Origin of the sequence: Dactylosporangium fulvum (assembly GCF_025137375.1) — a bacterium.
GTDB classification, from domain to species: Bacteria; Actinomycetota; Actinomycetes; order Mycobacteriales; family Micromonosporaceae; genus Dactylosporangium; species Dactylosporangium fulvum.
This window is the reverse complement of record NZ_CP073720.1, coordinates 4597360-4617802: the sequence shown is the minus strand read 5'-3', so window position 1 is coordinate 4617802 and position 20443 is coordinate 4597360. Positions and strand designations below refer to the sequence as shown.

Sequence of the window (20443 nt, the reverse complement as noted above, 5' to 3'; positions counted from 1 at the left end):
GAGGTGGGGCCAACCGCGAACCGCGCTCCAAGTCCAACACCCGCCTGATCCCCTTTGCCATCAGGCTCTAACGCGTCTTCCGATTCCACAACGCATCTGCGCCCTGGCAGCATCCGCACGCCCTCGGGCGAGCATTGCCACACCTCGATGCACGTCCACACCCGATCGGCTACTGCCAACGCCTGGCATCGGCAGGCCGCGCGACTGCAGAGACCGGCCGCCGGGCGCCGTTCACTCGCCCAAAGCGGTGAGAGCGCCGACTCCACCACCGTGCGCGGGCCGCCGCGTCCACGCATCGTCCAGCGCCGGCGACGCCAGCACCGACGGAACGACGTTCCCGACCCAAGAGCAGGACGAGCTCGCGGCCCCCAGACGAAATAACGATATTTCAGAGGGACACTCGGAGCGTATGGCCGGGCGCGATCACAGTCAACTGCGGGTTCTTGACTACCCAAGGCACCTGGGTCTATGTTTCGGTCCCGACGCAGGCGTCGGATGCCGCAGTCAAGATAACGTTATCTCGCTCCACCGCCAAAGGAGTGAACATGCTCAAACGGATCCTCACATGTACCGTCATCACAGCGCTGGTCATGACCGGCTTGTCGGTTCCGCATCCAGCGGCTGCTGCCGCGCCGAGTCCGGCACAGCAGTGGACCGAGGTCCAAAACCTCATCTCGCCCATCAAAGGCGTCTGGACCACGCAGGACTATTCGGGCGCGGTCAGCGACACCATGCCGAACACAGCACTCGCCGGCAACGGTGACATCGGTGTCACCTCCGGTGGCGGCGTAGGCTACAAAACGTTCCACCTTTCCAAAGGGAACTTCTGGGCAAGCAACAGCCCGCGTTTCGTGGCCCTGGGGTCAGTGAGCATCAGCGGCGTCGGCGGCTCAAGCTCGGGCTCCGGGAATCTGGCGATCGGCGCGGCCGCCTCCGCGTCGAGCTCCCACTCGGCCTTTCCGCCTTCGCGGGCCGTCAACGGTGCCTGGACCAGCGGCTACGAAGGTTGGGTCTCCGAGGTCGGCAAGCCACAGTCGCTGGTCGTCGACCTCGGCTCGCCGAAGTCCTTCACCCGCTACGTCGTTCGGCACGACTCCGCCGCACGCCCAGCCGAGACCGCCAACAACACCAAGAACTTCACCTTCGAAACGAGCGAGAACGGCACCTCCTGGACCGTCCGCGACACCATCACCAACAACACCGCAGCAACCACCGACCGCACAATCACAGCGGTAACCGCCCGCTACATCCGCCTCAACATCAGCGAACCGACACAAGGCACCACCAGCGACTCCATCAACAACCCCCGCGCCCGCATCGGACAACTCGAGGTCTACGGACCAGGCGGGAGCCCGCCGGCCGCCGGCCCGTTCCGGGAGGAGCAGAACATCCTCAAGGGCGACATCGACACCACGATGACGATCAGCGGTGTCCCTGTCGTGCTGAAAACCTGGACTGCTGCCAATGACCCGCTGGTCGTCACATCCATTCAGTCCACCGGCACCACTCCGGTGCGGCTGAAGATCGACACGACTGCGGGCTCGCCGCGGCCGGCGTCCGGTTTCACCAACACCGCCGGCGTTTCCGGTACGACCACGTGGGCGACACGGCGCACGCCGGCCAGCTCGGCGTGGGTGTCCGAGGCGTCGATGGCGACCCGCGTCCTCGGCGCTTCCACCACCGTCACCAGCTCCGGTGCCACCGCGTCTCACACCGTCGACCTGCCAGCAGGCGCAACCATCCGGATCGTCACTGCCGTCGCGGGCGGCGGCACGAACCCGACCAACACGGTGAACCCCGCGCTCACATTGTCCAATGCACAGTCGAGCTCCACTGTGGACAGCCTTTATACCCAGCACACTGACTGGTGGAAGTCGTACTGGCTCCAGTCGTACGTCGACCTGAACGACGACGTGCTGGAGAAGTTCTACTACGGCCACCAGTACCTGCTCGGATCTTCGGTCCGAGCGGGGAAGACCGCTCCTGGGCTGTACGGCATCTGGGCCACGAGCGACAACCTTCGGTTCAGCGGCGACATGCACCTCAACTACAACTTCCAGGCCAACTTCTACGGCGTCTACTCCAGCAACCGGCCCGAGCTGGCACTTCCATACGTCGACGCCATCCAGAACTTCGTGCCCGAAGCACGCCGCAGGGCGCGGCAAGATCTCAGCCGGGTCAAGGCCGACTACGTCGCCACTCGCTTCCCCGGCGGCATGCCCAGCGGACTGCTCTTCCCCGTCGGTATTTCACCGTTCGGTTCCGTTGCAGACGACTCCTACCATCAGCAGGTCGTGAACTCGCTGTTCGCGGCCACGCAGTACATCGCCTACTACGACTACACCAGGGACAACACGTTCCTCACCAACGTGGGATACCCCTTCCTCAAGGAGGTCGCGGCCTTCTTCCAGAACTGGCTGGAGTTCGACGCGGGCGCACAGCGCTACAACCTGCGGGCCGGGCCGCACGAGGGCACGTGGGCACGGAACTCGAGTTCCGACCTCGGCCTGCTCCGCTATCTACTCACCTCCCTCATAAACGCAAGCTCCACGCTGAACGTCGATGCCGGGCTGCGGGCTACCTGGCAGGACATTCTGAACAAACTCGCACCCATCCCCACAACCGTCTACAACGGCCAGACGGTCTTCGCTCTTGGAGACGCGGGCACATTCTCCGGCAGCGACACCAGGCCCTTCCACCCCGGGGACAACACCGTCAATCTGGAGTTCATCCACCCAGGCGAGGTTCTCGGCATCAACTCGCCGGCCGCAGACCGGCAGATGGCTATCAACACCATCAACGCCATGAACTCCTGGGGCCAGGAAAACAGTTTCCCCAAGGTATTCACACAGGCGGCACGGGTGGGATATCCGGCCCAGGCTTTGATCGATCAGCTCAAGAATCAGATCAACCAGTGGACGGTCGCGAACCTGCGGATCTATGATCCGTCGCACGGGCTCGAGAAAGCCGGCGCGATCGAGGCCGTAAACAACCTGCTCCTGCAGAGCAGCAACGGTGTCATCCGCCTCTTCCCGGTGTGGCCGTCCAACAAGGACGCCAGCTTCGTCAATCTCCGCGAGAAGAACGCTGTGGTTGTATCCAGCCGCATCCAGGGCGGCCGGGTGCAGTACGTCGATTTCACCACGCACGTGGGCGGGCAAGTGCGATTCCAGAACCCGTGGCCTGGTCAATCGATTACCATCACACGCGTCGGCGGCGGTTCTGTCAGCTACAGTGAAAGCGGCGGAGTCGTCACGTTCACCGGAGCGGCCGGAGCCAGCTTCACGATCAACGCGCCCTGAGTGATCCAAACGCCCGGGCCGGCGGCGTGCCCACCTGCCGCCGGCCCGGGCGCCCTTTGATGGTGGAAAAGCTGGCCTCGGCCACGGCGTTGTCGAAGCCGCGCCCGTGACCCGGCGCCGGGTCGTCTGGGTTCTTGATCCGGCGCTTGGATGCTCGGTATCCGTGCCGGGCTCGCTCCTTCGTTGGCGGAAGGATGAGCGTTACTGCCAGAAGTTGGGGTTAGCTGGCCTGCCACCGGGGACCGGACGGGTAGGTGTAGTCGGCCAGGCTTTCCGCCCGCATGGTGGAGCTGAACCCCGGTGACAGCGGTGCGAGGTAGCGGCCCCCGCGTAGCCGGACCGGGTCGGTGAAGTGTTCGTGCAGGTGGTCGACGTACTCGATGACGCGGTTGTGCATCGAGCGGGACACGGCCACGTAGTCGAACATCGAGAGGTGCTGGACCAGCTCGCAGAGGCCGACCCCGCCGGCGTGCGGGCAGACCGGGACGCCGAACTTGGCGGCGAGCAGCAGGATCGCGACGTTCTCGTTGACCCCGGCGACGCGGGCGGCGTCGAGCTGGACGAACGAGACCGCGTTGAGCTGCAGCAGTTGCTTGAACACGACACGGTTCTGCACGTGCTCACCGGTCGCGACCGGGACCGGTGCGATACGCCGGGCGATCTCGGCGTGCCCGACGACGTCGTCGGGTGACGTCGGCTCCTCGACCCACCAGGGCTGGTACGGCGCGAGGGCCTTCACCCACTCCACAGCGGTGTCGACGTCCCAGCGCTGGTTCGCGTCGACCGCGATCCGCACGTGCGGCCCGCAGGCCTGCCGCGCGATCCGCATCCGGCGCAGGTCGTCCTCAAGATCGGCGCCGACCTTGAGCTTGATCTGGGTGAAACCGGCGTCGACCGCCTCCCGGCACAGCCGGGTGAGCTTCTCGTCGGAGTACCCCAGCCAGCCCGGCGACGTCGCGTAGGCCGGGTAGCCGTCCTCGAGCAGCGTCCGGACCCGCTCCTCGCGGCCCTGCGCGCCGCGGCGCAGGATGTCGAGGGCCTCCTCGGGCGTGATGGCGTCGGTGAGGTACCGGAAATCGACCAGGTCGACGAGGTCCTCGGGGGTCATCGAGGCGAGCAGCTGCCACAACGGCAGACCGGCCCGCTTCGCCTTGAGATCCCACAGCGCGTTGACGACCGCGGAGATCGCCATGTGCATGACGCCCTTCTCCGGGCCGAGCCAGCGCAACTGCGAGTCGTGGACAACCTCCCGCCAGAGGCCACCGAGGTCGTCGAGGACCTCCTTGACCAGACGTCCGACGATATAGGGCCGCAGCGCCAGGATCGCTGCCGTCTGGACCTCGTTGCCGCGCCCGATGGTGAAGGCGAATCCGTGCCCCTCATGCCCGTCGACCGCGTCGGTGCGCAGCACCACATAGGCCGCCGAATAATCGGGGTCAGGGTTCATCGCGTCGGAACCGTCTAGGTGCTGCGAGGTCGGGAACCGCACGTCGTAGGTGTCCAGCGACACGAATCGGTTGGTCACGAATTCTCCAGGTGTCGAACGTTGCGTAGCTGGCCGATCCCTGACACGTCGACACTCGCTGGCCTGGTTTCTGGGCCGGTGAAGCCGGCACGCAGCCCGAAGAGCCCGACGAGGATCGCCTCAGTGGCGGCGATGCCGGCGTTGCTGTCCCGGTTGGCGACGCCGCGCTCGGCGACCCGGTAACGACCGCCGCCGGTCGACTCCATCGCCTGACCCCACAGCCCGCCGGAGGTGCTCGCGTGGATCCGCGACAGCAGGTCCACGGCCAGGTCCGGTCGGCCGAGGCGGCACAGTCCGTAGGCGGTGGCGCCGGGCCATGCGCCGAACGCGCCGGCGGCGCCGTGGTCGGGCCGGTCGGAGCGGGGCGCGACCGGGTCGTCGGGCGACAGCGCCCGCATCCAGTCGCCGTCGAGCAGGTGCCCGGTCACGAAGCGGACCATCTCGGTGCGTACGTCCTCGCCGAGGTCGTCGGCGAGCTCGGCGGCGACGAGTGCGAAGTCCAGCACGTGCCCGATCGTCTCATCGCCCTCCGGATGCGCGATGTTCCACCGGCCGCCGCCCGCGTACTGCCCGACGACCGCGGCGGCGAGTTCCGCCGCGTCGGCCTCGGCCCGCGCTGCCTCCTCGGCGAGCGGCACCCGGCCGTTGCCGTCGAGGCGGCGCAGCAGGGCGGCGAGTGAGCGCAGCATCCCGGCGTAGCCGGCGTTGAACGACACGACGGCGTCGCGGTAGTTCGGCACGCACTCCAGCAGCTCCCACGGGTCGCGGCCGAAGTCGACGAGCACTCCTCCGCCGAACGAGGCACGCCGCTCGCGGGGGCGGTAGGCCATCGCGCGTAGGTGGTCCAAGACGGTCGCGTCGCCGGCCTTCTCAGTCAGCAGGGCGAGGTCCCCGGTCACGCCGACGTACGCCTGCACCGTACGGAACAGCGCGTGGTCGTTGGCCGCGTAGTGATTGCCTACGGGCAGCAGGTTGCGGGTGTCGAACGAGTGGCAGTGCTCGTAGGGCTGGCCGAGCGCGGCGATTATCCAGGCCCGCAGACCCGCAGGCTCCAGCAGCGCGGCGGTGTGTGCCCACTCCGACTGGTCCCAGAAGAACGTCGTCGTCGGGCCGAGCCGCGGGCCACCGGTCAAAAACACCGGACCGATCGGGCTCACCGCCGTGTTGCGCATGTAGATCGCGAGCAGGGCACCGAGATAGTACGTGCGGGCCAGCCCCGCGGGGGCGCCGTCGAGCACCGGCAGGTGCCCGGAGAACTCGATGTTGCCGGGCGTGAACGCGCTCGTCCAGGTGGCCCGCCAGCGGTCGGCGATCTCGGCGAACACGTCGTCGAAGCGGGCCGCGGCACTCCGCGCGGCGTCCAGTGCGCGGCCGCGGTCGGTCGACACCGCCAGTACCACTCCCAGATCCACCGTTGCGCCGGGCGGGACCGTGAAGCACCAGCGCGCGACCGCGCCGCCGCCGTGCAGCCGCAGCTCGCCGGGGGCGGAGGCGAACGCGTAGGCGGACACCGCCGCGCCGCGCCCGTCGGTCACCACGACCGCGCTGCCGTCCACAGTGGATGTCCAGCGCTGTGCGCCCCACCACGGCTGGGTCCACCCGACGCAGGTGCCGTCGACGCTCAGCTCGGCGCCGTCTCCGGTGATCCGCACCGCGAGGCGGTGCCACTGCCCGACGCGCAGCGGTGTGTCTGCGGCGACGACCTCTCCTGCGATGCGCAGCCAGGGCTGGCCGTCCTCGAGGCCGAATTGCACGGAGTCGGGATGGTTTCCGTGGGTCAGGATGACGCCGGTCTGTCCGTCGACGGCCGGCCGGAACTCCAGGCTCAGCACGGCTCCGGGGCCGAGCGCGACGGCTTCCAGGCGCCGTTCACCGGCCGGGTCGGTGAGTTCGAACGAACCGTCGATGATCATCGGGCGGCCGGTCTCGGGCAGCACGGTGATGTCCCGCACGGTGCCCAGCGCGGAGGGTGCGCGGGTGCGCCCGCTGTCCGTTGTGGAGTGGTCCGGCAGCTCTGCCTCCAGCAGCATCGGCGCGTTGTCCTCGTCGCGCTGGATGCCCGGGATCCGGGGGCTGCCGAGCCGGATCCGGCGCGGGTCGGTAGCCAGCAGGTGGGCGTGGCGGGGCTCGCCGGCCAGCACCTCTGCCCGGATCCGTTCAGTGGCGTAGTAGTCGTGGTGGTGCCCGGCGTTCCACGGCGTGCCGTAGAGCCATCCCCAGTCCACAGTGGAGTGTGCGATCGGAGCGAAGAGCTCCTGCTCCACGGCGGCGGTGACCGGTTCCGGGGAGGGGTTACCAATGAGCGTGCGCCAGTACACTGCGTGCTGCTCGTACCCCATCCGGACCTCGCTGGCGACAGTAAGCCCGCCCGCCCGCCCAGCTCGGCGCACGCCCCACGGGGCCCAGCGCAGCCGGTCGGCGCGCACGGCACGGCCGTCGATGCGCAGCACACCGGTGTGGTAGCCACCGCTGAACGGCGGCATCGCCAGCCACGACAGCGAGGTGAGGTCGTCGTTGACGTGCGCCTGACCCCACTGGTTGCGCAGCGACGGCAGGTGCGCCAGCTCCGCGCGATCCAGCCAGCCGCCGGCGAGATCGTCGAGAGGGGGCACGGTCACTTCGAGGCTCCTGACATCAGGCCGTGGATGAACTCGCGCTGGCTGACCAGGTAGCCGATCACCGGGATGATCGCGGCGAGGAACATGATGCCGAAGAGTTGGCCGTAGTCGGTGGAGTAGGTGCCGAGGGACAGGTACACGCCGGTGGTGATGGTCTGCCCCTTCAGCGGGCCGAGGATGAACAGCGGGTTGAGGAAGTCGTTCCACACCCACAGGCCGAGGAAGATGGCGACGGTCGCGGTCGCGGGGCGCACCATCGGGAACACCACCTGCCACCACACCCGCAGGTCGCCGGCGCCGTCCACGCGGGCCGCCTCGATGACCTCGCGCGGCACCCCGCGCAGGAAGCCGACGTAGACGAACACGGCGAAGGACAGGTAGCCGCCGCCCACGTTTGCCAGGATCAGCCCGAGGTACGTGTGCTGCAGTCCAACGGTCTGCAGCAGGCCCACGATCGGTAGCAGCACGACCTGCGGCGGTACCATCAGCCCGAGCGCGAACAGCGCCAGCAGCACACCTTTGACCCGCGGCGAACGCTCGGTGATGTAGAAGCTCAGCGCACTCGCCAGCGGGACCAGGATCACCACCGATGCCGCTGTCACCACGACCGAGTTGATGAGGCCGACCTGGATGAGCATGTCGGGGCGCTGGATCGCCCGGGCGATGTTGCCGAAGGTGAACGGCGCCGGTGGTGCGGCCGGGTTGGCGAGAATCTGCTTCTGGTCCTTGAACGCGTTGACCAGCGCCAGGTAGATCGGCAGGCAGAAGAGTAGCGTCGCCAGCCAGGCGAGCACCGTCTGTGGATGCAAGCGCCGGGTCACAGCCGGACCTCCCGTTTGCGCAGCAGGAACGTGACGGTGTAGGCGATGCCGGCGGTGAGCGCGAGCAGCAGCATCGCGATCGCCGAGGAGTAGCCGAAGAGGTTCTGCGTGAACGCGACCTCGAGCAGGTAGTACGCCGTCGACTGGGTGGTGTTCGCCGGGCCGCCGCCGGTGAGCACGGCGATGACGTCGTAGAGCTTGAACGTCGTGATCAGGCACAGCACGACATTGATCGTCATGCCGGGCGCGATCATTGGCAGCGTCACCGCTCGGAACCGCTGCCACGCGTTGGCGCCGTCCATCCGCGCCGCCTCGTAGAGCTCGGGCGGGACCGTGCGCAGCGACGCGGAGTACACCACGGTGGCGAACGCGATCGTCATCCAGCTCACGACGGCACAGATCGATACCGTCGCCAGGTTGGTGCTGCCGAGCCAGGCGACCGGCCCGTCGCCGCCGACCAGGCCGATCTGCGAGAGGGCCGAGTTCAGCAAGCCGTTCTGCGTCAGGATGCTGCGCCAGATGAACGCGACGATGACGCCGGAGAGTACCTGCGGCACGAAGATGATCGTGCGCATCACGCGGTAGTTCGCGGTGTTGCGGTTGAGCAGCAGGGCGAACAGCAGGGCGAACAGCAGCCCGAAGATGTTGGCAACGACCGTCACCACGACGACGACGAGCAGCGTGAACCGCAGGGTGGCCAGCAGCCGGGCGTCGTGGAACAGGTCCGTGTAGTTGGCGAGACCGACGAAGCTGCTGTCGGCCTTGAGCGGGTTGCGGTTGGTGAAGCTGAGCACCAGGCTGCGGCCCAAGGGATACAGCAGGAACAGGATGTAGAGGAGTACCGCGAGCCAGGCGATCGGAGCCAGTCCGCGGCTGTGCCGTCGGAGCATGTTCTGCCTTCCGGCGGGGCCCCTCAGTGCCGGAGGGGCCCCGCTGTCCGTCACTTCTTGGCGGCCTTGTCCCACGCGGTGTCCAGCGCTGCGAGCTGAGCCTTTACGTCGTCGTTGGTGAACAGTTGCTGCGACAGCGCGTAGAACAGGTCCGAGACGCCCGGCGGTAGCGCGTCGTCGTTGTTGACCCAGCCGATCGAGCTCACCTTCGTGTTGTTGTCCTGGACAAACCGGTAGCAGTCCGTGAACACCGGGGTGACCTTGGCCCCGAAGTCCTCCAGCTTGACAGTCTTCAGCATCGGGAACGCGCCGTCGGTCTCGATGAGCGTCTTGAGGTTGTTCGGCGACACCGACCACGCCTTCGCGAACTCGGCGGCCTTGCCGGCATTCGGCGACTTGGCGTTGACGCTGGTGGTGCCGCCGACGTTGAACGGCACGATCTGCTTGCCGTCGTCGGTCGGCAGCAGGAACGCGCCGAAGCTCTTGGCCTGGTCGGCGGAGATCTGGCCGATGAACCAGCTGCCCATGAGGTACATGCCGGACTTGCCGTCGAGGAACTGCTTGTTCGCGTCGGCGTAGTTGACGCCCAGCGCGCCGTTGCCGAACGCGCCGGCCTTGACCAGGTCGCGTTGCTTGGTGACGGCGGCGACGACGTCGGGGTCGGCGAACTTCACCTTGCCCGCGTAACGGTCCTTGATCCAGTTGGGGTTCTTGCCGAGCACGTCGGCGCTGACCAACCCGACCAGCGGCATGCTGGCCGACCACGGCTCGGCGCCGGCGAGCTGGATCGGGGTGACACCGGCGGCCTTGAGCTTGCTCGTCACGTCGACGAACTGCGCCCAGGTGGTCGGCACGCTGATGTTGTTCTTGGTGAAGATGTCCTTGTTGTAGAACACCATCGGCAGAATCTGCGAGTTGGTCGGCGGGATGTAGGTCTTGCCGTTGATGGCGTTGCCGTTGGGCTGCAGGAAGTTGGCGTCCAGCCAGGCCTGGTCGAACGGCTGCAGCAGCCCGGCGTCGAGGAAGTCCTTCGGGTTGATGGAGGCCAGGACGTCGGGGAACTGCCCGGACGCCTGCAACTGCTTGGCGTAGGCGTTGCGGTCACTGGTCGGCGCGACGATCTTCTTGACGGTCACGCCGTCGAGGTTCTTCGTCGCGTCGGCGATGGAGTCGTCCCAGAACTTCGCGGTCAGCGCCGGGGTCTCGAAGGTGAGGAACGTCAGGGTGGTGCCCCCGCCGTTGCTGGACTCGCCGGGCGAGCAGCCGGCGACGGCGAGTAAGGCAGCGGTCGAGAGCGCGCCGATCAGGACCGAACGACGAGTGCGGTGCACGGAAACCTCCTGGGCGGGTCCGGAAGAGATAACGATTGACCCGACCGGCCTAGGTTTCCGGTGGGCCAGATCTTCCAGCGGGGTGGTCCGGAGCAGGATGGGCTGGCAGAGCAGACCTTAGGACGGTCAAACATCGGATGTCAACAGGCTCAGATAACGTTGTCTGCATCATTTGTCGCGTCGGCCAGCGCGGTCCTTGCCACAAGTTCGCCGCGCGACCGCAGTCCTGGATGGGCTGCTCGTGAGGCCGGCGGCGAACTCCGGTCGGCCCACATAGACAGCGAAACCGGACACCGCGGTCATGGGATGAATACCCAGTGGCCGGCTGGACCACACCGACGCACAGGCTTCCAAGCACTCCCGGCCCGAAGGCGCTCGTTCCCGGGCGCGCCCCGGACACAGTTGACCTTGCAGTTGCACGGCTGTTAGGTTCGGACAACGTTTTCTGCAGGACGGAATGCGGTGACGATGGATGCATCGCCGGTGCGCACCGGCATTGCCCAGTTCGCCGATTCGATAGCGTGCGGCCGGACACCCATCGCGAGCCTCCGAGGCCGTCACGCCGGCGCGCTCACACCGGTGCAAATCCGAAAGGAGTGGCATGGCCGACCGGGCGCAGCCGCGCCGCAAGCGGCCAACCATGATCGACGTGGCCCAGCATGCCGGCGTCGCTTTGCGCACCGTCTCGCGGGTGGTCAACAACGATCCGACCGTCGGTGCCGAGTTCGTCAACCGGGTCCGCACCGCCATCGCAGCCCTTGGCTACACCCCTGACGAGCGCGCTCGACAGTTGCGCGGTCGCAGAAGCGGGCTCATCGGCGCCGCCGTGCGCAACCTCCCCGCCGGTCACCCGGTGCTGAGCTCCCTCGACGCCGCCGCGCGTGAGCACGGGTTCACTGTGCTCGCCATGGCGACCGCCGATGAGGAGGACCGCGAGCGCGAGGTGGTGACGTCGATGTTCGGGCGCCATCTCGACGGCATCGTGTTGGAACCCGTCGGCGAGAACCATCAGTACCTCAGCCGGGAATTGGACGCCGGGGTGCCCATCGTCGCCTTCGACCGGCCCGCCGGCGGGATCACGGTCGACACCGTCATCTCCGACAACGCCGCCGGCATCGGCACCGCGTTCCGGCATCTCCGCACCCACGGGCACCGCCGCATCGCGTACATCGGCGACGCGGAACGCATCTTCACCGGACGCGAGCGGGCCGCCGCATTCCGTGCGTGCGTTGCCGCGAGCGGCGAATCCATCACCGGACTGGTCCACCCCGGCCTGATCGAACCCGCCCGGATCGCCGCCGCCCTCGAAACGGCCCTGCTCGGCCCCTCCCCCGCAACGGCCCTCATCACCGGCAACGCATCCGCCACCATCGAGGTGCTGCGCCACCTCGGTTCCACCGCTGCGAAGCCCGCGATCGTCGGGTTCGACGACTTCCCCCTCGCCAACCTGCTTCACCCCGGTCTCACCGTGATCGCCCAGGACAGTGACACCATCGGGCGAACCGCCATCGATCTGCTGCAGCACCGCATCGACGACCACACCCGCCCGGTCCAGACCGTCACCATCGGCGTGGGACTCGTCGTCCGCGGCTCCGGGGAACGGCCTCCGCCGGACTGAGCGCATCCGGGCCGCCGCCGCCCGGGACGCCGCCGCTGTGACCGCCGCAGCGCAGGCGTACACCACCGCCACCGGCACCAGCAACTCCACTGCCCTCGTCTCCGGCGTCGCCGCCCTCATCGCGGTCAAGCACCCGACCGCAGCCACCGCAGGACATCCTGCGGTGGCTGCGCGACCCCGGCTACGACGACCACTACGGCTACGGCGTCATCAACGCGGTGGCAGCTCTCACCCCGACCGTCCCGGCCCGTAAGGACGCCACCCCGGCAGGGGTCATCACCGCCGCCGGCCGGCCAGGACGCTGTTGACACCACCGTCTGGCGCCCGTGACAGGCCCGATGCCGCGTCCAGTCGAGGGCTGCGGATGATCAAGGCCGGGACCCGCTACTCTATGGCCAACGTCAGGGCGGTTTCAGGTGAGCGTCTCACGGAGGATGCGAACAGCTCGTGGACCGACTCCGTGCATCGCCAGGAGGTCGGCATCGGTAAGGGCGGCCACCTGGGCGAGCGTGGTGATGCCGGCGCCGGTGAGGGCCCTGGTGGCGGGCCCTCCGATAGCCTTGGGCAGGTCGCCGACCTCACCGGGTGCTGCGGTGTCCCCCGCAGCTACTCGCGCGGCAAGCTGCTTCGGCGCCCGCGACAGCCAGGCGCGACGCACCCAATGGTTGAGCTGTTGACCGTCGATGTCTCCGATCGCGACACGTACGCCGACCGGTGCCGCACCGCGGACCAGCCGCTGCGCGGTCGGATGCGCGACAAGGACCTCCTCAACATCCGGCTCGGGAAGCCGGAGTTCCACCAGGCGGTCCTTGTCCACCGAGGCGAATCGCCTGTCGCGCACCGTGAATGCGACGATTCCTGAGCCGACGACCTCCTCAGTGGTCTCGGGATAGGAGAGGGCAGCCTTGCGAAGCTGGGCGAGCGTTGTCATGGATCAAGCGTAAGTTGAGCCGCTCACCTCGGTCGGGTCAACAGCGGGCGCCGCCCAGTGATGGTCAGCAGGATGTCCTTGACCGGCATCTCGACCGGTTCCCCGTCACCGATCCGGACATCGGCGTCGGCACCCCGCAACTGGATGCCCGCCAGATCGACGCCGAAGTAGGACAGGCTGCGCGGGTTAGCGTTCGTCAGGACCAGGGCCACTCGCTCGACCGGCGGCGATGGCAAACCCAACGGCTCGGTGATGTCCAGGCCGTGAATGGTGTCGTGGCTCAGCGCGGCGACGGGGCCACCGCCCGGCGGCTGCCACGGGTTGGCGATATTGGCCCGCAGGACGGCCAGGAGTTCGGCCCCCGACATCCGGACAGCGTCCCTACGGGCCGCCCGGTCGGCGTACCGGTTGAACGAGAAACCGGCCGCGGCCAGCCCCACCACCACCCTGGGCAGGCTCGTACGGAACGGCATGGTGATGTGCGCGACGACCTCACGTACCCGCCAACCCCGGCACAGCGACGGATTGTCCCACTCGTCGTCCTGGAGTCCGGAAAGGAGACCGACCAGTCGCTCCCGCTCGGCGCGGACGTGCGGCGTGAGGTCTGTCTGGGTCGATGACATGAACGAAAGCCTTCCGGTGGTAGCCGATGCGTCGCCTCTTATACGACCGGCAGCGGCCGGACTCATCGCTCCTCGGGAATCAGGTTTCGAGGACTTCCGGCAGACCGAACTCCGCGAAGCGGTCACCGCAACCCAGGAACGTCACGATCTCGCTGATCCGCTCGCCCCGGCACTCGATCACCACCAGCGCCAACGGCGCTTGGCAATGGTGTCCTTCCGCGGTGGCCCGCCCTACAGGCCGCACTCAAACTCACCGATCCCGGGGTTCGCGTCGGCGAGACGGCTCAGCACACTCGCTGTGTTGCGAAGATCGGCGGTGTCGAGATAGTCGGCGAAGAAGGTGGAGACGACCGCGTCGATGATCGGCCGCGCATCGGTGAGCATCTTCTGTCCGGCAGGGGTGAGTTCTGCCCATGTCGCCCGCCGGTCCTCGGTGCTCGTCGCCCGCTGCACCAGCCCGTCTTTCTCCAGCTTCGTGACCAGTCGGGTCGTGCCGCTGCGGGAGATCATCAGCTCGTCGGCCAGCGGCGCCATCCGCAGTCGCCCCCCGGATTGGTCCAGGGCGGCGAGCACTTCCCGTTCGAAGTAGGTCAGGCCAAGGCTGGCGCGCAGTTGGTTGTTGATGTGCGCGAACAGCAGCGAGTCCGCTCGGTAGAGCGCACGCCACGCCGCGAGCTGGTCTCTCGTCGCCTTGCCTTGCTTGCCGATCACATCCCCAGTGTACATGTGAATAGTTGACATGCGAATCCTCTCGCTCCTACTCTTGAGACGCGAATCGTTCACATGCGAACTATGGAGTTGGGAATGAAAAGCGCGCAGTTCTGCACGGTGCTCGAACACCGTGTCGACGGGCCGGGCACACAGCGGTCCTTGGCCGATGCGCTCGCGGGTGTCCATGAGCGCTGGCTCGCCCACCGTGCCGGTTACGCGTCGGGAGAGTTCTTCGCGAGCCTCGACGGTCGTCAGATGCTCAGTGTCGTGCGGTGGGAGTCCGAAGCGGATTTCGCCGCGTTCGAGGCATCGAGCGATCACCCGGCGGTGATGGCTGACATCCAGCAGGAGCTCGAACGGCTGCCCGGTCTGACGGACACGCGGGTCAGCCGCTTTCGCGTTCTGCGCCGCGTCGAGGCGGCAACCTCGTGACCGGTGAGATGGCCGTGGAGGTCCACGCCGACGTGCTCTGCCCGTGGTGCTACATCGGCCACCGACGTTTGCGGGCTGCGGTGTCGCGCGAAGTCGAGGATGCCCGTCCGACGATCAGATGGCGTGCCTACGAACTCGCCCCACAGCTTGGGCGCATACCGGGTGAGACCGCAGCGGAGCAGATGTCTGCGGGATCGTGGTGGGGAGACACCGCCGCGGCGCGCATCGCCCGGATACGCGAACTCGGTGCCGCCGAGGGTCTGGAGCTCAATCTGCACCACGCCCGGCCTGTCAGCTCATTCGATGCCCATCGGCTGGTGAAACTCGCCGACTTCTCAGGCCGTGCTGACGAGGTGATGGAAGCCCTGTTCCACGGGTATCACTCCGAGGGCCTGAACATCGCCGACCATGCCGTCCTGGAGAGGATCGGCGTACAGGCGGGGCTGAGCTCCGACGACATCCGCTCGATGCTCGCCGGCGACGCCTTGACGGCCGAGGTGAGAAGTGACGAGCGCCTCGGCCAACGCCGTGGCGTCACCTCGGTGCCGTCCCTCGTAGTCCGAAACCGTCCACCGGTCAGCGGCGTGCTCTCGGTCGAGGACTTGCGTCGGCTCATCAATGCTGATTCACGCCACGAGGACAACAGGCCACTCTCGATGGGAGAAGGGCCGGCCTGCGAATGAAGGAAGCCCCATCACAGCGAGCGCGCCTTCGGTTTGCTCACTGCTTCATGGGTCATCCCGTCCATGGTCGGCCCACTCGCGGCCGGGACACTTGTCGAAGTCGCTCACTGGCGTTGGGTGTTCCTCATCGTCGCGCTCTTCTCCTCGGTCGCGCTGATCGGCCTACTCCGAACCGTGCGGCACATCCCACGGCCAGCCGAGGCCCACCCGACGGCCGCGATCGGCCGGCGGGGCTGGTGGGCGGTGGTCGCGGCTGCCGCGCTCCTGGTCCTCCACATCGGCAGTGGCCAGCCGATGCCGCATGCGGCTATCTGGCCGACGATCGGCGTGGTGGCCCTGATCGCGGTCGCCGTTCGCCTCCTCCCGCGCGGCACGCTGCGCGGTGCGGCAGGGGCGCCCCGGCTCATCGGGCTGCGCGGAATCCTCGGAGCCGCCGTGGCCGCCACCGATGTGTACATCCCCCTGTACCTCCAGGCAGAGCAAGGCGTGCGCCCCGCGGTCGCAGGATTCCTCGTTGCCGTCGGAGCGATCGGCTGGCTGATAGGGGCGATTGCCCAAGGGCGGCTCGAAAGCCGCGCCGACCCGAGGACGCTGCTGCGATACGCCTTCATCCTGGCCCTCGTCGGACCGATCGGGGCTACGGCGGTGATCGCGGGGTCCGCGCCGATCTGGCTCATCGCAGTCAGCAGCATCGCTACGGGCGCGGGGATGGGAATCGCTTACCCGGTCGTCACCTCGACCACCTTGCAGTTGTCCCCGCCCGATCAACACGGGTTCTACAGCTCATCACTGCAAGCCGCCGAGAGCATGGCCACCTCAGCATTCCTCGCGGCCACCGGACTGATGCTCACCACACTCTCCACCAACAGCTACACCCTCACCTACGCACTCATCGTCACCCTGGCAGTGCTCGCGGTCCTCTTGGGCTGGCGTGCCGTGGACCTCCCAAGACCTTCCCCGAGGTCGGGGCAATGAACACCGGCCTGACCGCGGTCTGAACCGGTCGGGCCTGCAGCATCCGCGCAGCAGCCAACGCACCTTCAACCGAACAAGCGACTCGTTCGGCGTACTACCTCATACTCACAGCACGTCCGACATGTGTTCGGTTTTCGCCGTGTCGGTGCTGTCGCCACGACACGCGACCGCATACCTTATGACGCGTCGTCGGATGGGCGGATCGATGACAGCGCCGCCGTCGATCCATGATCCGCCGAACTGGAAGTGGCGCGTTGGTCGTCAGCCCCGCGCCGTCTGCTGTCGCTGAAGCCTAACGGGGAGGCTGTGTGCCGAACAGAGTCCATCACATTGCGCTGACCGCGGCCGATCTCGGCCGCAGCAGCCGCTTCTACGACGCGGTGCTTGCTGCGCTCGGCTATCAACGCCACAGCGGTCTCGGCAGTCCGCTGGTGTATGGCGGTGATGGCCCGGACGTGCTGGTCTACGCCGTTGAGGGCGCTGATGCCGCGCCGCACCGGCATGGCCGGCCCGGGCTGCAGCACGTCGCTGTCGAGGTCGACGAGCCTGGTCTGGTCGACGCCGTGTTCCGCGCCGCGGTGGCCGCCGGTGGCACGGTCGTCCATGAACCGCAGCTCTACGACTACATGCCCGGGTACTACGCGGTCTTCGTCGAAGACCCGGACGGGTCCCGGCTCGAGGTCGTGCACATCCCGGCAGGTGCGGCGTGACCGATGTGGCCGCGCGACAACGTCCGCCGCGGATCTTCGTGCTCGGCTCGCCGAGCGGTTGATCGCCCGGGCCCGCTCACCTCAACCTCAAGCGGTACACCGGCGAGCACCTCGGCTACATCGACTTCGACCTGTGGGTGCTCGCCTTCGCCTACGACGGCACCCGGCGCGTCGACTACACGATCAGTCTCGACAACGTCCACCAGACCACTTCGATGCAGCCATGACCTCACGTTCGTCACGGTGTCGCTGTCCGGCTGCCAGGGCCGCACCGACATCTCGTGCACCACGCCGCAGGAGCGGACCAAGACCATCACCGGCTGGCACGCGCAGCCGCTGATGGACATCGTCACCGTCACGTCGCCGGACACTGCCGGAAGCCAGCATCTCGTACTTCGCCGAGTACCGCGACGTCCTCACCGAGCCGTACGGCGAGGACGTGGGCCTGAACGCGGTGCGCTTCGACAGCGCCGGCACGCCGATCGGCGGCAAGTTCAAGGGGACCGTTCGTCGGCAAGAACCCGCCCTCGCACCTGCACCGGCTCATGGACCAGTCCAAGATCGACAGCAACCATCGCGCGTCGGTCCGCATCTGCGAGAACAGCGACGAGTTCACGGTGACCACCGTCCCGTGATCTTCGCGCCGATACGAAGATTGCCTCATGGAACTGCGACTGCGACCCGACTACCGGCTGATCATCCTGTGTGACGCCGACTCCGACGCCGACGAGGGCCTGGCCGACGCCATCGGCCGGGCCGGGTCCGGCATCGCCGTGGCCACCGACTGGAGCGTGGTCATCAGCGTCGCCCAGGACCTCATCGCCGTCGACGTCCGCTTGGTGTACCGCGAGGGCACGCCCGGCCCGGCCGAGCCGCTCGAGTTCGACATCGACCTGCCGACCGGCACCGTGCGCCTCGGCGACCCCGGCGCCGGCGCGATCGGCGGCGACATCGAGGGTGGCCCCGGCGTGTACCGCGTCCGGGTCACCACCCACGGCCGGGACGAGGCCGTCGCGGCGCTGCAAGCCCTGCGGACGGCGGGCGGGTACACAGAGGCCGACCTCGACCGGTACGCCGGGGTCGAGCAGTACCGGCTAGAGCTGTGGCGGCTCGGCGACTCGCCCGCGGAGGAGGACGACTAGGTGAGCCCGCGAGCTCGACGCGTTCATCGAGGGCCTGCCCTGCACAGCGCCCTGCCGACCGATCCGATGACGAGGGAGCAGGTCCGCGCGGCCATCCACCCGCATCTGCGCTGAGTTACACGGTCGCCGTCTCGGCGGCTTCCGCCTTGTGACTGGTTCGCACCGCCGGCGCGGTGAGGGCGGCGATGATGCAGAAGGCGAGCGGGAGCACGAGGGTGATGTTGAGCGGCACGATATGCGTGAGGGCGCCGATGACGGCGGGGCCGGCGAGCATGCCCAGGTAGCCGAGGCCGGCGACGCGGGAGACGTTGGTGGCGGCGGCCGCGGGGTCGGTATGCCCGGCGGCGCTGAACAGTTGCGGGATAGTGCCGGCCAGTCCGGCGCCGAAGAGGGTCCATCCGGCGAGTGCGACGGGGATCGACGGCGACCAGACCACCAGGGCCATGGCGAGCGCGGCGAGCGCGGAGCCCCAGCGCAGCACGGCGGCCGGGCCGACGCGGGCGGCGATGCGGTCGATGAGCAGCCGGCCGGCGGTCATGGCGGTGGAGAAGGCGCCGTAGGCGAGGGCGGCGGTGGACGGGTCGGCGTCGAGGACGTCGCGCATCGCCAGGGCGCTCCAGTCGGCGGCCGCGCCCTCGCCGAGCATGAGCATCAGGGCGAGCGCGGCGAGGATCCAGATCCGCAGTGGGGTGGAGCGGCGGCCGGGCTTGGTGGCGGGCCGCGCAGCGATCGTGGGCTCGGCGCGGGGCAGCAGGCCGGTGGTGGAGGCCAGGGCCAGGATCACTCCGGCGGCCGCGACCGCCGTCATGGTCGTACCGGCGCTCCAGCCCCAGCTGAGCGTGCGGGCGGCGAGCAGGGCGGCGAGGACCCCGCCAACGGAGAACATGGCGTGGAAGGCCGACATGACCGGTCGCCGGTAGGCGGCCTCGACCTGGACGGCGTGGGCGTTCATGCCCACGTCCAGGCAGCCGTGCGCGAGCCCGAGCACGAACAGCGCCACACCCAGCGTCCAGGCGTTGGTCGCCGGCGCGGGCAGGACGAGGGCGAGGCTGAGGAAGACTCCGCTCACTGGCACCACCCGGCGGGCGCCGAACCGGTCCGCCAGCGGGCCCAGCACCTGCATGCCGAGGAAGGCACCGCCGCCGAGCAGGAGCAGCAGCCAGCCGAGCGTCGCGTGGCTGATCCCGGCCCGGTGCTCCACGGCCGGGATGTGCACGACCCAGACCCCCTGCACGATGCCGCACAGCAGGAAGTAGGCGAAGGTGGCAGCTCGGGCCGCCCGCAACGTAACGAACATGCCTTCAAACATAACTAACATCAAACGCGTTCGGAACGTTGCGTTTGCCACCGCATTGGTGTTCAATGGCGGCATGACGATCAGTGACCGCCACCGGCGGATCCTCGACGCCGTGCAGCAGGCCGGCCAGCTCGGTGTCACTCAACTGGCGGAGCTGACCGGCACCTCCGAGATGACCGTGCGCCGGGATCTGGAGCAGCTGGCCGATCAGGGGATGCTGGAGCGCTACCGCGGCGGCGCGCGCAGCCTCACCCTGCGCGGCGAGGAGCCTCCCTTCGCCGTGCGCATGCACGAGGGCAGCGACGCCAAGCGCCGCATCGCCGAGGCGGTCGCCGGCCTGATCGCCGACGGCGAGGCCGTCGTCCTCGACAGCGGTACCACCTGCCTGGAGGTCGCCCGCCTGCTCACTCCGCGCCGGCTCACGGTCATGCCGCTGTCGGTACACGCCGCCAACGCCCTCGTCGGCGCGCCCCAGCTCCGACTGCTGCTGCCCGGCGGCGAACCACGCCCCGACGAGCTCGCCCTGACCGGGCCGCTCGCCCAGGCGTCCCTGGCCGCGCTGCGTTTCGACACCGCGATCCTCGGCTGCTGCGGGCTGACCGCCGCCGGGCTGACCGCCTACGACCTCGCCGACGCGGCGATCAAACGCGCGATCATCGCCTCCGCCCACCGCGTCATCGCGGTCGCCGACCCCGCCAAGTTCTCCCGCACCGCCCTGGCGTTCGTGGCGCCCGTCTCCGCGCTCGACATGGTGGTCACCACCGACGACGCATCCGACGAGGACACGACCGCCCTCGCCGCCGCCGGCGCCATCGTCCACAAGGTGTGATCGAC

17 protein-coding genes are annotated in these 20443 nt (G+C 68.2%); 8 read left to right on the top strand and 9 right to left on the bottom strand.

What is annotated here, in order from left to right; genetic code table 11:
* The first annotated feature begins 545 nt into the window (after positions 1-545).
* On the top strand, positions 546-3302 hold the full coding sequence (locus Dfulv_RS21745; protein ID WP_259866173.1) for a discoidin domain-containing protein: 2757 nt from the start codon (positions 546-548) through the stop codon (positions 3300-3302).
* A gap of 220 nt (positions 3303-3522) precedes the next feature.
* Here Dfulv_RS21745 and Dfulv_RS21740 read toward each other — a convergent pair whose 3' ends face one another.
* Genes Dfulv_RS21740 through Dfulv_RS21720 form a run of 5 tightly spaced genes read right to left on the bottom strand, consistent with a single transcriptional unit; the run spans position 3523 to position 10487 of the window.
* Complete coding sequence (locus Dfulv_RS21740) at positions 3523-4827, bottom strand: L-fuconate dehydratase (RefSeq protein WP_259866171.1); 1305 nt, start codon at positions 4825-4827, stop codon at positions 3523-3525.
* A complete protein-coding gene (locus tag Dfulv_RS21735; protein WP_259866168.1) occupies positions 4824-7445 on the bottom strand; it encodes a laminin G domain-containing protein in 2622 nt (873 codons plus the stop codon). The genes Dfulv_RS21740 and Dfulv_RS21735 overlap by 4 nt, the downstream gene beginning before the upstream one ends.
* Positions 7442-8266 (bottom strand): carbohydrate ABC transporter permease, encoded by an 825-nt coding sequence (locus tag Dfulv_RS21730; protein WP_259866166.1) that lies wholly within the window; start codon positions 8264-8266, stop codon positions 7442-7444. Before Dfulv_RS21730 ends, Dfulv_RS21735 begins: the two co-directional genes overlap by 4 nt.
* Positions 8263-9156 carry a carbohydrate ABC transporter permease gene (locus tag Dfulv_RS21725; protein WP_259866164.1) on the bottom strand — a complete coding sequence of 298 codons (894 nt, stop codon included), beginning with the start codon at positions 9154-9156 and terminating at the stop codon, positions 8263-8265. The genes Dfulv_RS21730 and Dfulv_RS21725 overlap by 4 nt, the downstream gene beginning before the upstream one ends.
* 50 nt (positions 9157-9206) lie before the next feature.
* The gene (locus tag Dfulv_RS21720; RefSeq protein ID WP_259866162.1) at positions 9207-10487 is read right to left on the bottom strand and encodes an ABC transporter substrate-binding protein; all 1281 of its coding nucleotides are present in this window, start codon (positions 10485-10487) and stop codon (positions 9207-9209) included.
* A 601-nt stretch (positions 10488-11088) separates the two neighbouring features.
* On the opposite strand from Dfulv_RS21720, the gene Dfulv_RS21715 reads away from it, so the two are divergent.
* Complete coding sequence (locus Dfulv_RS21715) at positions 11089-12105, top strand: LacI family DNA-binding transcriptional regulator (protein WP_259866159.1); 1017 nt, start codon at positions 11089-11091, stop codon at positions 12103-12105.
* Positions 12106-12517: 412 nt separating this feature from the next.
* On the opposite strand, the gene Dfulv_RS21710 is transcribed toward Dfulv_RS21715, so the two are convergent.
* From Dfulv_RS21710 to Dfulv_RS21700, 3 genes are all read right to left on the bottom strand, one after another.
* Positions 12518-13036 (bottom strand): helix-hairpin-helix domain-containing protein, encoded by a 519-nt coding sequence (locus tag Dfulv_RS21710; RefSeq protein ID WP_259866157.1) that lies wholly within the window; start codon positions 13034-13036, stop codon positions 12518-12520.
* Between the two features lie 23 nt (positions 13037-13059).
* Positions 13060-13725 carry a maleylpyruvate isomerase family mycothiol-dependent enzyme gene (locus Dfulv_RS21705; protein WP_259866155.1) on the bottom strand — a complete coding sequence of 222 codons (666 nt, stop codon included), beginning with the start codon at positions 13723-13725 and terminating at the stop codon, positions 13060-13062.
* 165 nt (positions 13726-13890) lie between these two features.
* Positions 13891-14370, bottom strand: a complete 480-nt coding sequence (locus Dfulv_RS21700; RefSeq protein ID WP_259866152.1) for a MarR family winged helix-turn-helix transcriptional regulator — start codon at positions 14368-14370, stop codon at positions 13891-13893.
* A 93-nt stretch (positions 14371-14463) separates the two neighbouring features.
* On the opposite strand from Dfulv_RS21700, the gene Dfulv_RS21695 reads away from it, so the two are divergent.
* The 5 genes from Dfulv_RS21695 (at position 14464) to Dfulv_RS21675 (ending at position 18312) form a co-directional block, all read left to right on the top strand.
* Positions 14464-14802 carry an antibiotic biosynthesis monooxygenase family protein gene (locus Dfulv_RS21695; protein ID WP_259866150.1) on the top strand — a complete coding sequence of 113 codons (339 nt, stop codon included), beginning with the start codon at positions 14464-14466 and terminating at the stop codon, positions 14800-14802.
* A complete protein-coding gene (locus Dfulv_RS21690) occupies positions 14799-15485 on the top strand; it encodes a DsbA family oxidoreductase (protein ID WP_259866148.1) in 687 nt (228 codons plus the stop codon). Before Dfulv_RS21695 ends, Dfulv_RS21690 begins: the two co-directional genes overlap by 4 nt.
* Before the next feature lie 63 nt (positions 15486-15548).
* A complete protein-coding gene (locus Dfulv_RS21685) occupies positions 15549-16460 on the top strand; it encodes an MFS transporter (RefSeq protein ID WP_259866146.1) in 912 nt (303 codons plus the stop codon).
* Positions 16461-16768: 308 nt separating this feature from the next.
* Positions 16769-17170, top strand: coding sequence for a VOC family protein (locus tag Dfulv_RS21680; protein ID WP_259866144.1), 402 nt, complete (start codon positions 16769-16771; stop codon positions 17168-17170).
* Between the two features lie 662 nt (positions 17171-17832).
* A complete protein-coding gene (locus tag Dfulv_RS21675; RefSeq protein ID WP_259866142.1) occupies positions 17833-18312 on the top strand; it encodes a hypothetical protein in 480 nt (159 codons plus the stop codon).
* A gap of 115 nt (positions 18313-18427) precedes the next feature.
* Here the strand turns inward: Dfulv_RS21675 and Dfulv_RS21670 are convergent, their stop codons facing one another.
* Positions 18428-19621, bottom strand: coding sequence for an MFS transporter (locus tag Dfulv_RS21670; protein ID WP_259866140.1), 1194 nt, complete (start codon positions 19619-19621; stop codon positions 18428-18430).
* A 61-nt stretch (positions 19622-19682) separates the two neighbouring features.
* On the opposite strand from Dfulv_RS21670, the gene Dfulv_RS21665 reads away from it, so the two are divergent.
* The gene (locus tag Dfulv_RS21665; RefSeq protein WP_259866138.1) at positions 19683-20438 is read left to right on the top strand and encodes a DeoR/GlpR family DNA-binding transcription regulator; all 756 of its coding nucleotides are present in this window, start codon (positions 19683-19685) and stop codon (positions 20436-20438) included.
* Positions 20439-20443 lie beyond the last annotated feature (5 nt).

What these genes read in the sequence shown, in the direction of transcription:
- Dfulv_RS21745 (WP_259866173.1), top strand. Translation starts at nt 546, where the DNA reads ATGCTCAAACGGATCCTCACATGTACCGTCATCACAGCGCTGGTCATG.
- Dfulv_RS21725 (WP_259866164.1), bottom strand. Translation starts at nt 9,156, where the DNA reads ATGCTCCGACGGCACAGCCGCGGACTGGCTCCGATCGCCTGGCTCGCG.
- Dfulv_RS21715 (WP_259866159.1), top strand. Translation starts at nt 11,089, where the DNA reads ATGGCCGACCGGGCGCAGCCGCGCCGCAAGCGGCCAACCATGATCGAC.
- Dfulv_RS21710 (WP_259866157.1), bottom strand. Translation starts at nt 13,036, where the DNA reads ATGACAACGCTCGCCCAGCTTCGCAAGGCTGCCCTCTCCTATCCCGAG.
- Dfulv_RS21705 (WP_259866155.1), bottom strand. Translation starts at nt 13,725, where the DNA reads ATGAGTCCGGCCGCTGCCGGTCGTATAAGAGGCGACGCATCGGCTACC.
- Dfulv_RS21695 (WP_259866150.1), top strand. Translation starts at nt 14,464, where the DNA reads ATGAAAAGCGCGCAGTTCTGCACGGTGCTCGAACACCGTGTCGACGGG.
- Dfulv_RS21685 (WP_259866146.1), top strand. Translation starts at nt 15,549, where the DNA reads ATGGTCGGCCCACTCGCGGCCGGGACACTTGTCGAAGTCGCTCACTGG.
- Dfulv_RS21675 (WP_259866142.1), top strand. Translation starts at nt 17,833, where the DNA reads ATGGAACTGCGACTGCGACCCGACTACCGGCTGATCATCCTGTGTGAC.
- Dfulv_RS21670 (WP_259866140.1), bottom strand. Translation starts at nt 19,621, where the DNA reads ATGTTTGAAGGCATGTTCGTTACGTTGCGGGCGGCCCGAGCTGCCACC.
- Dfulv_RS21665 (WP_259866138.1), top strand. Translation starts at nt 19,683, where the DNA reads ATGACGATCAGTGACCGCCACCGGCGGATCCTCGACGCCGTGCAGCAG.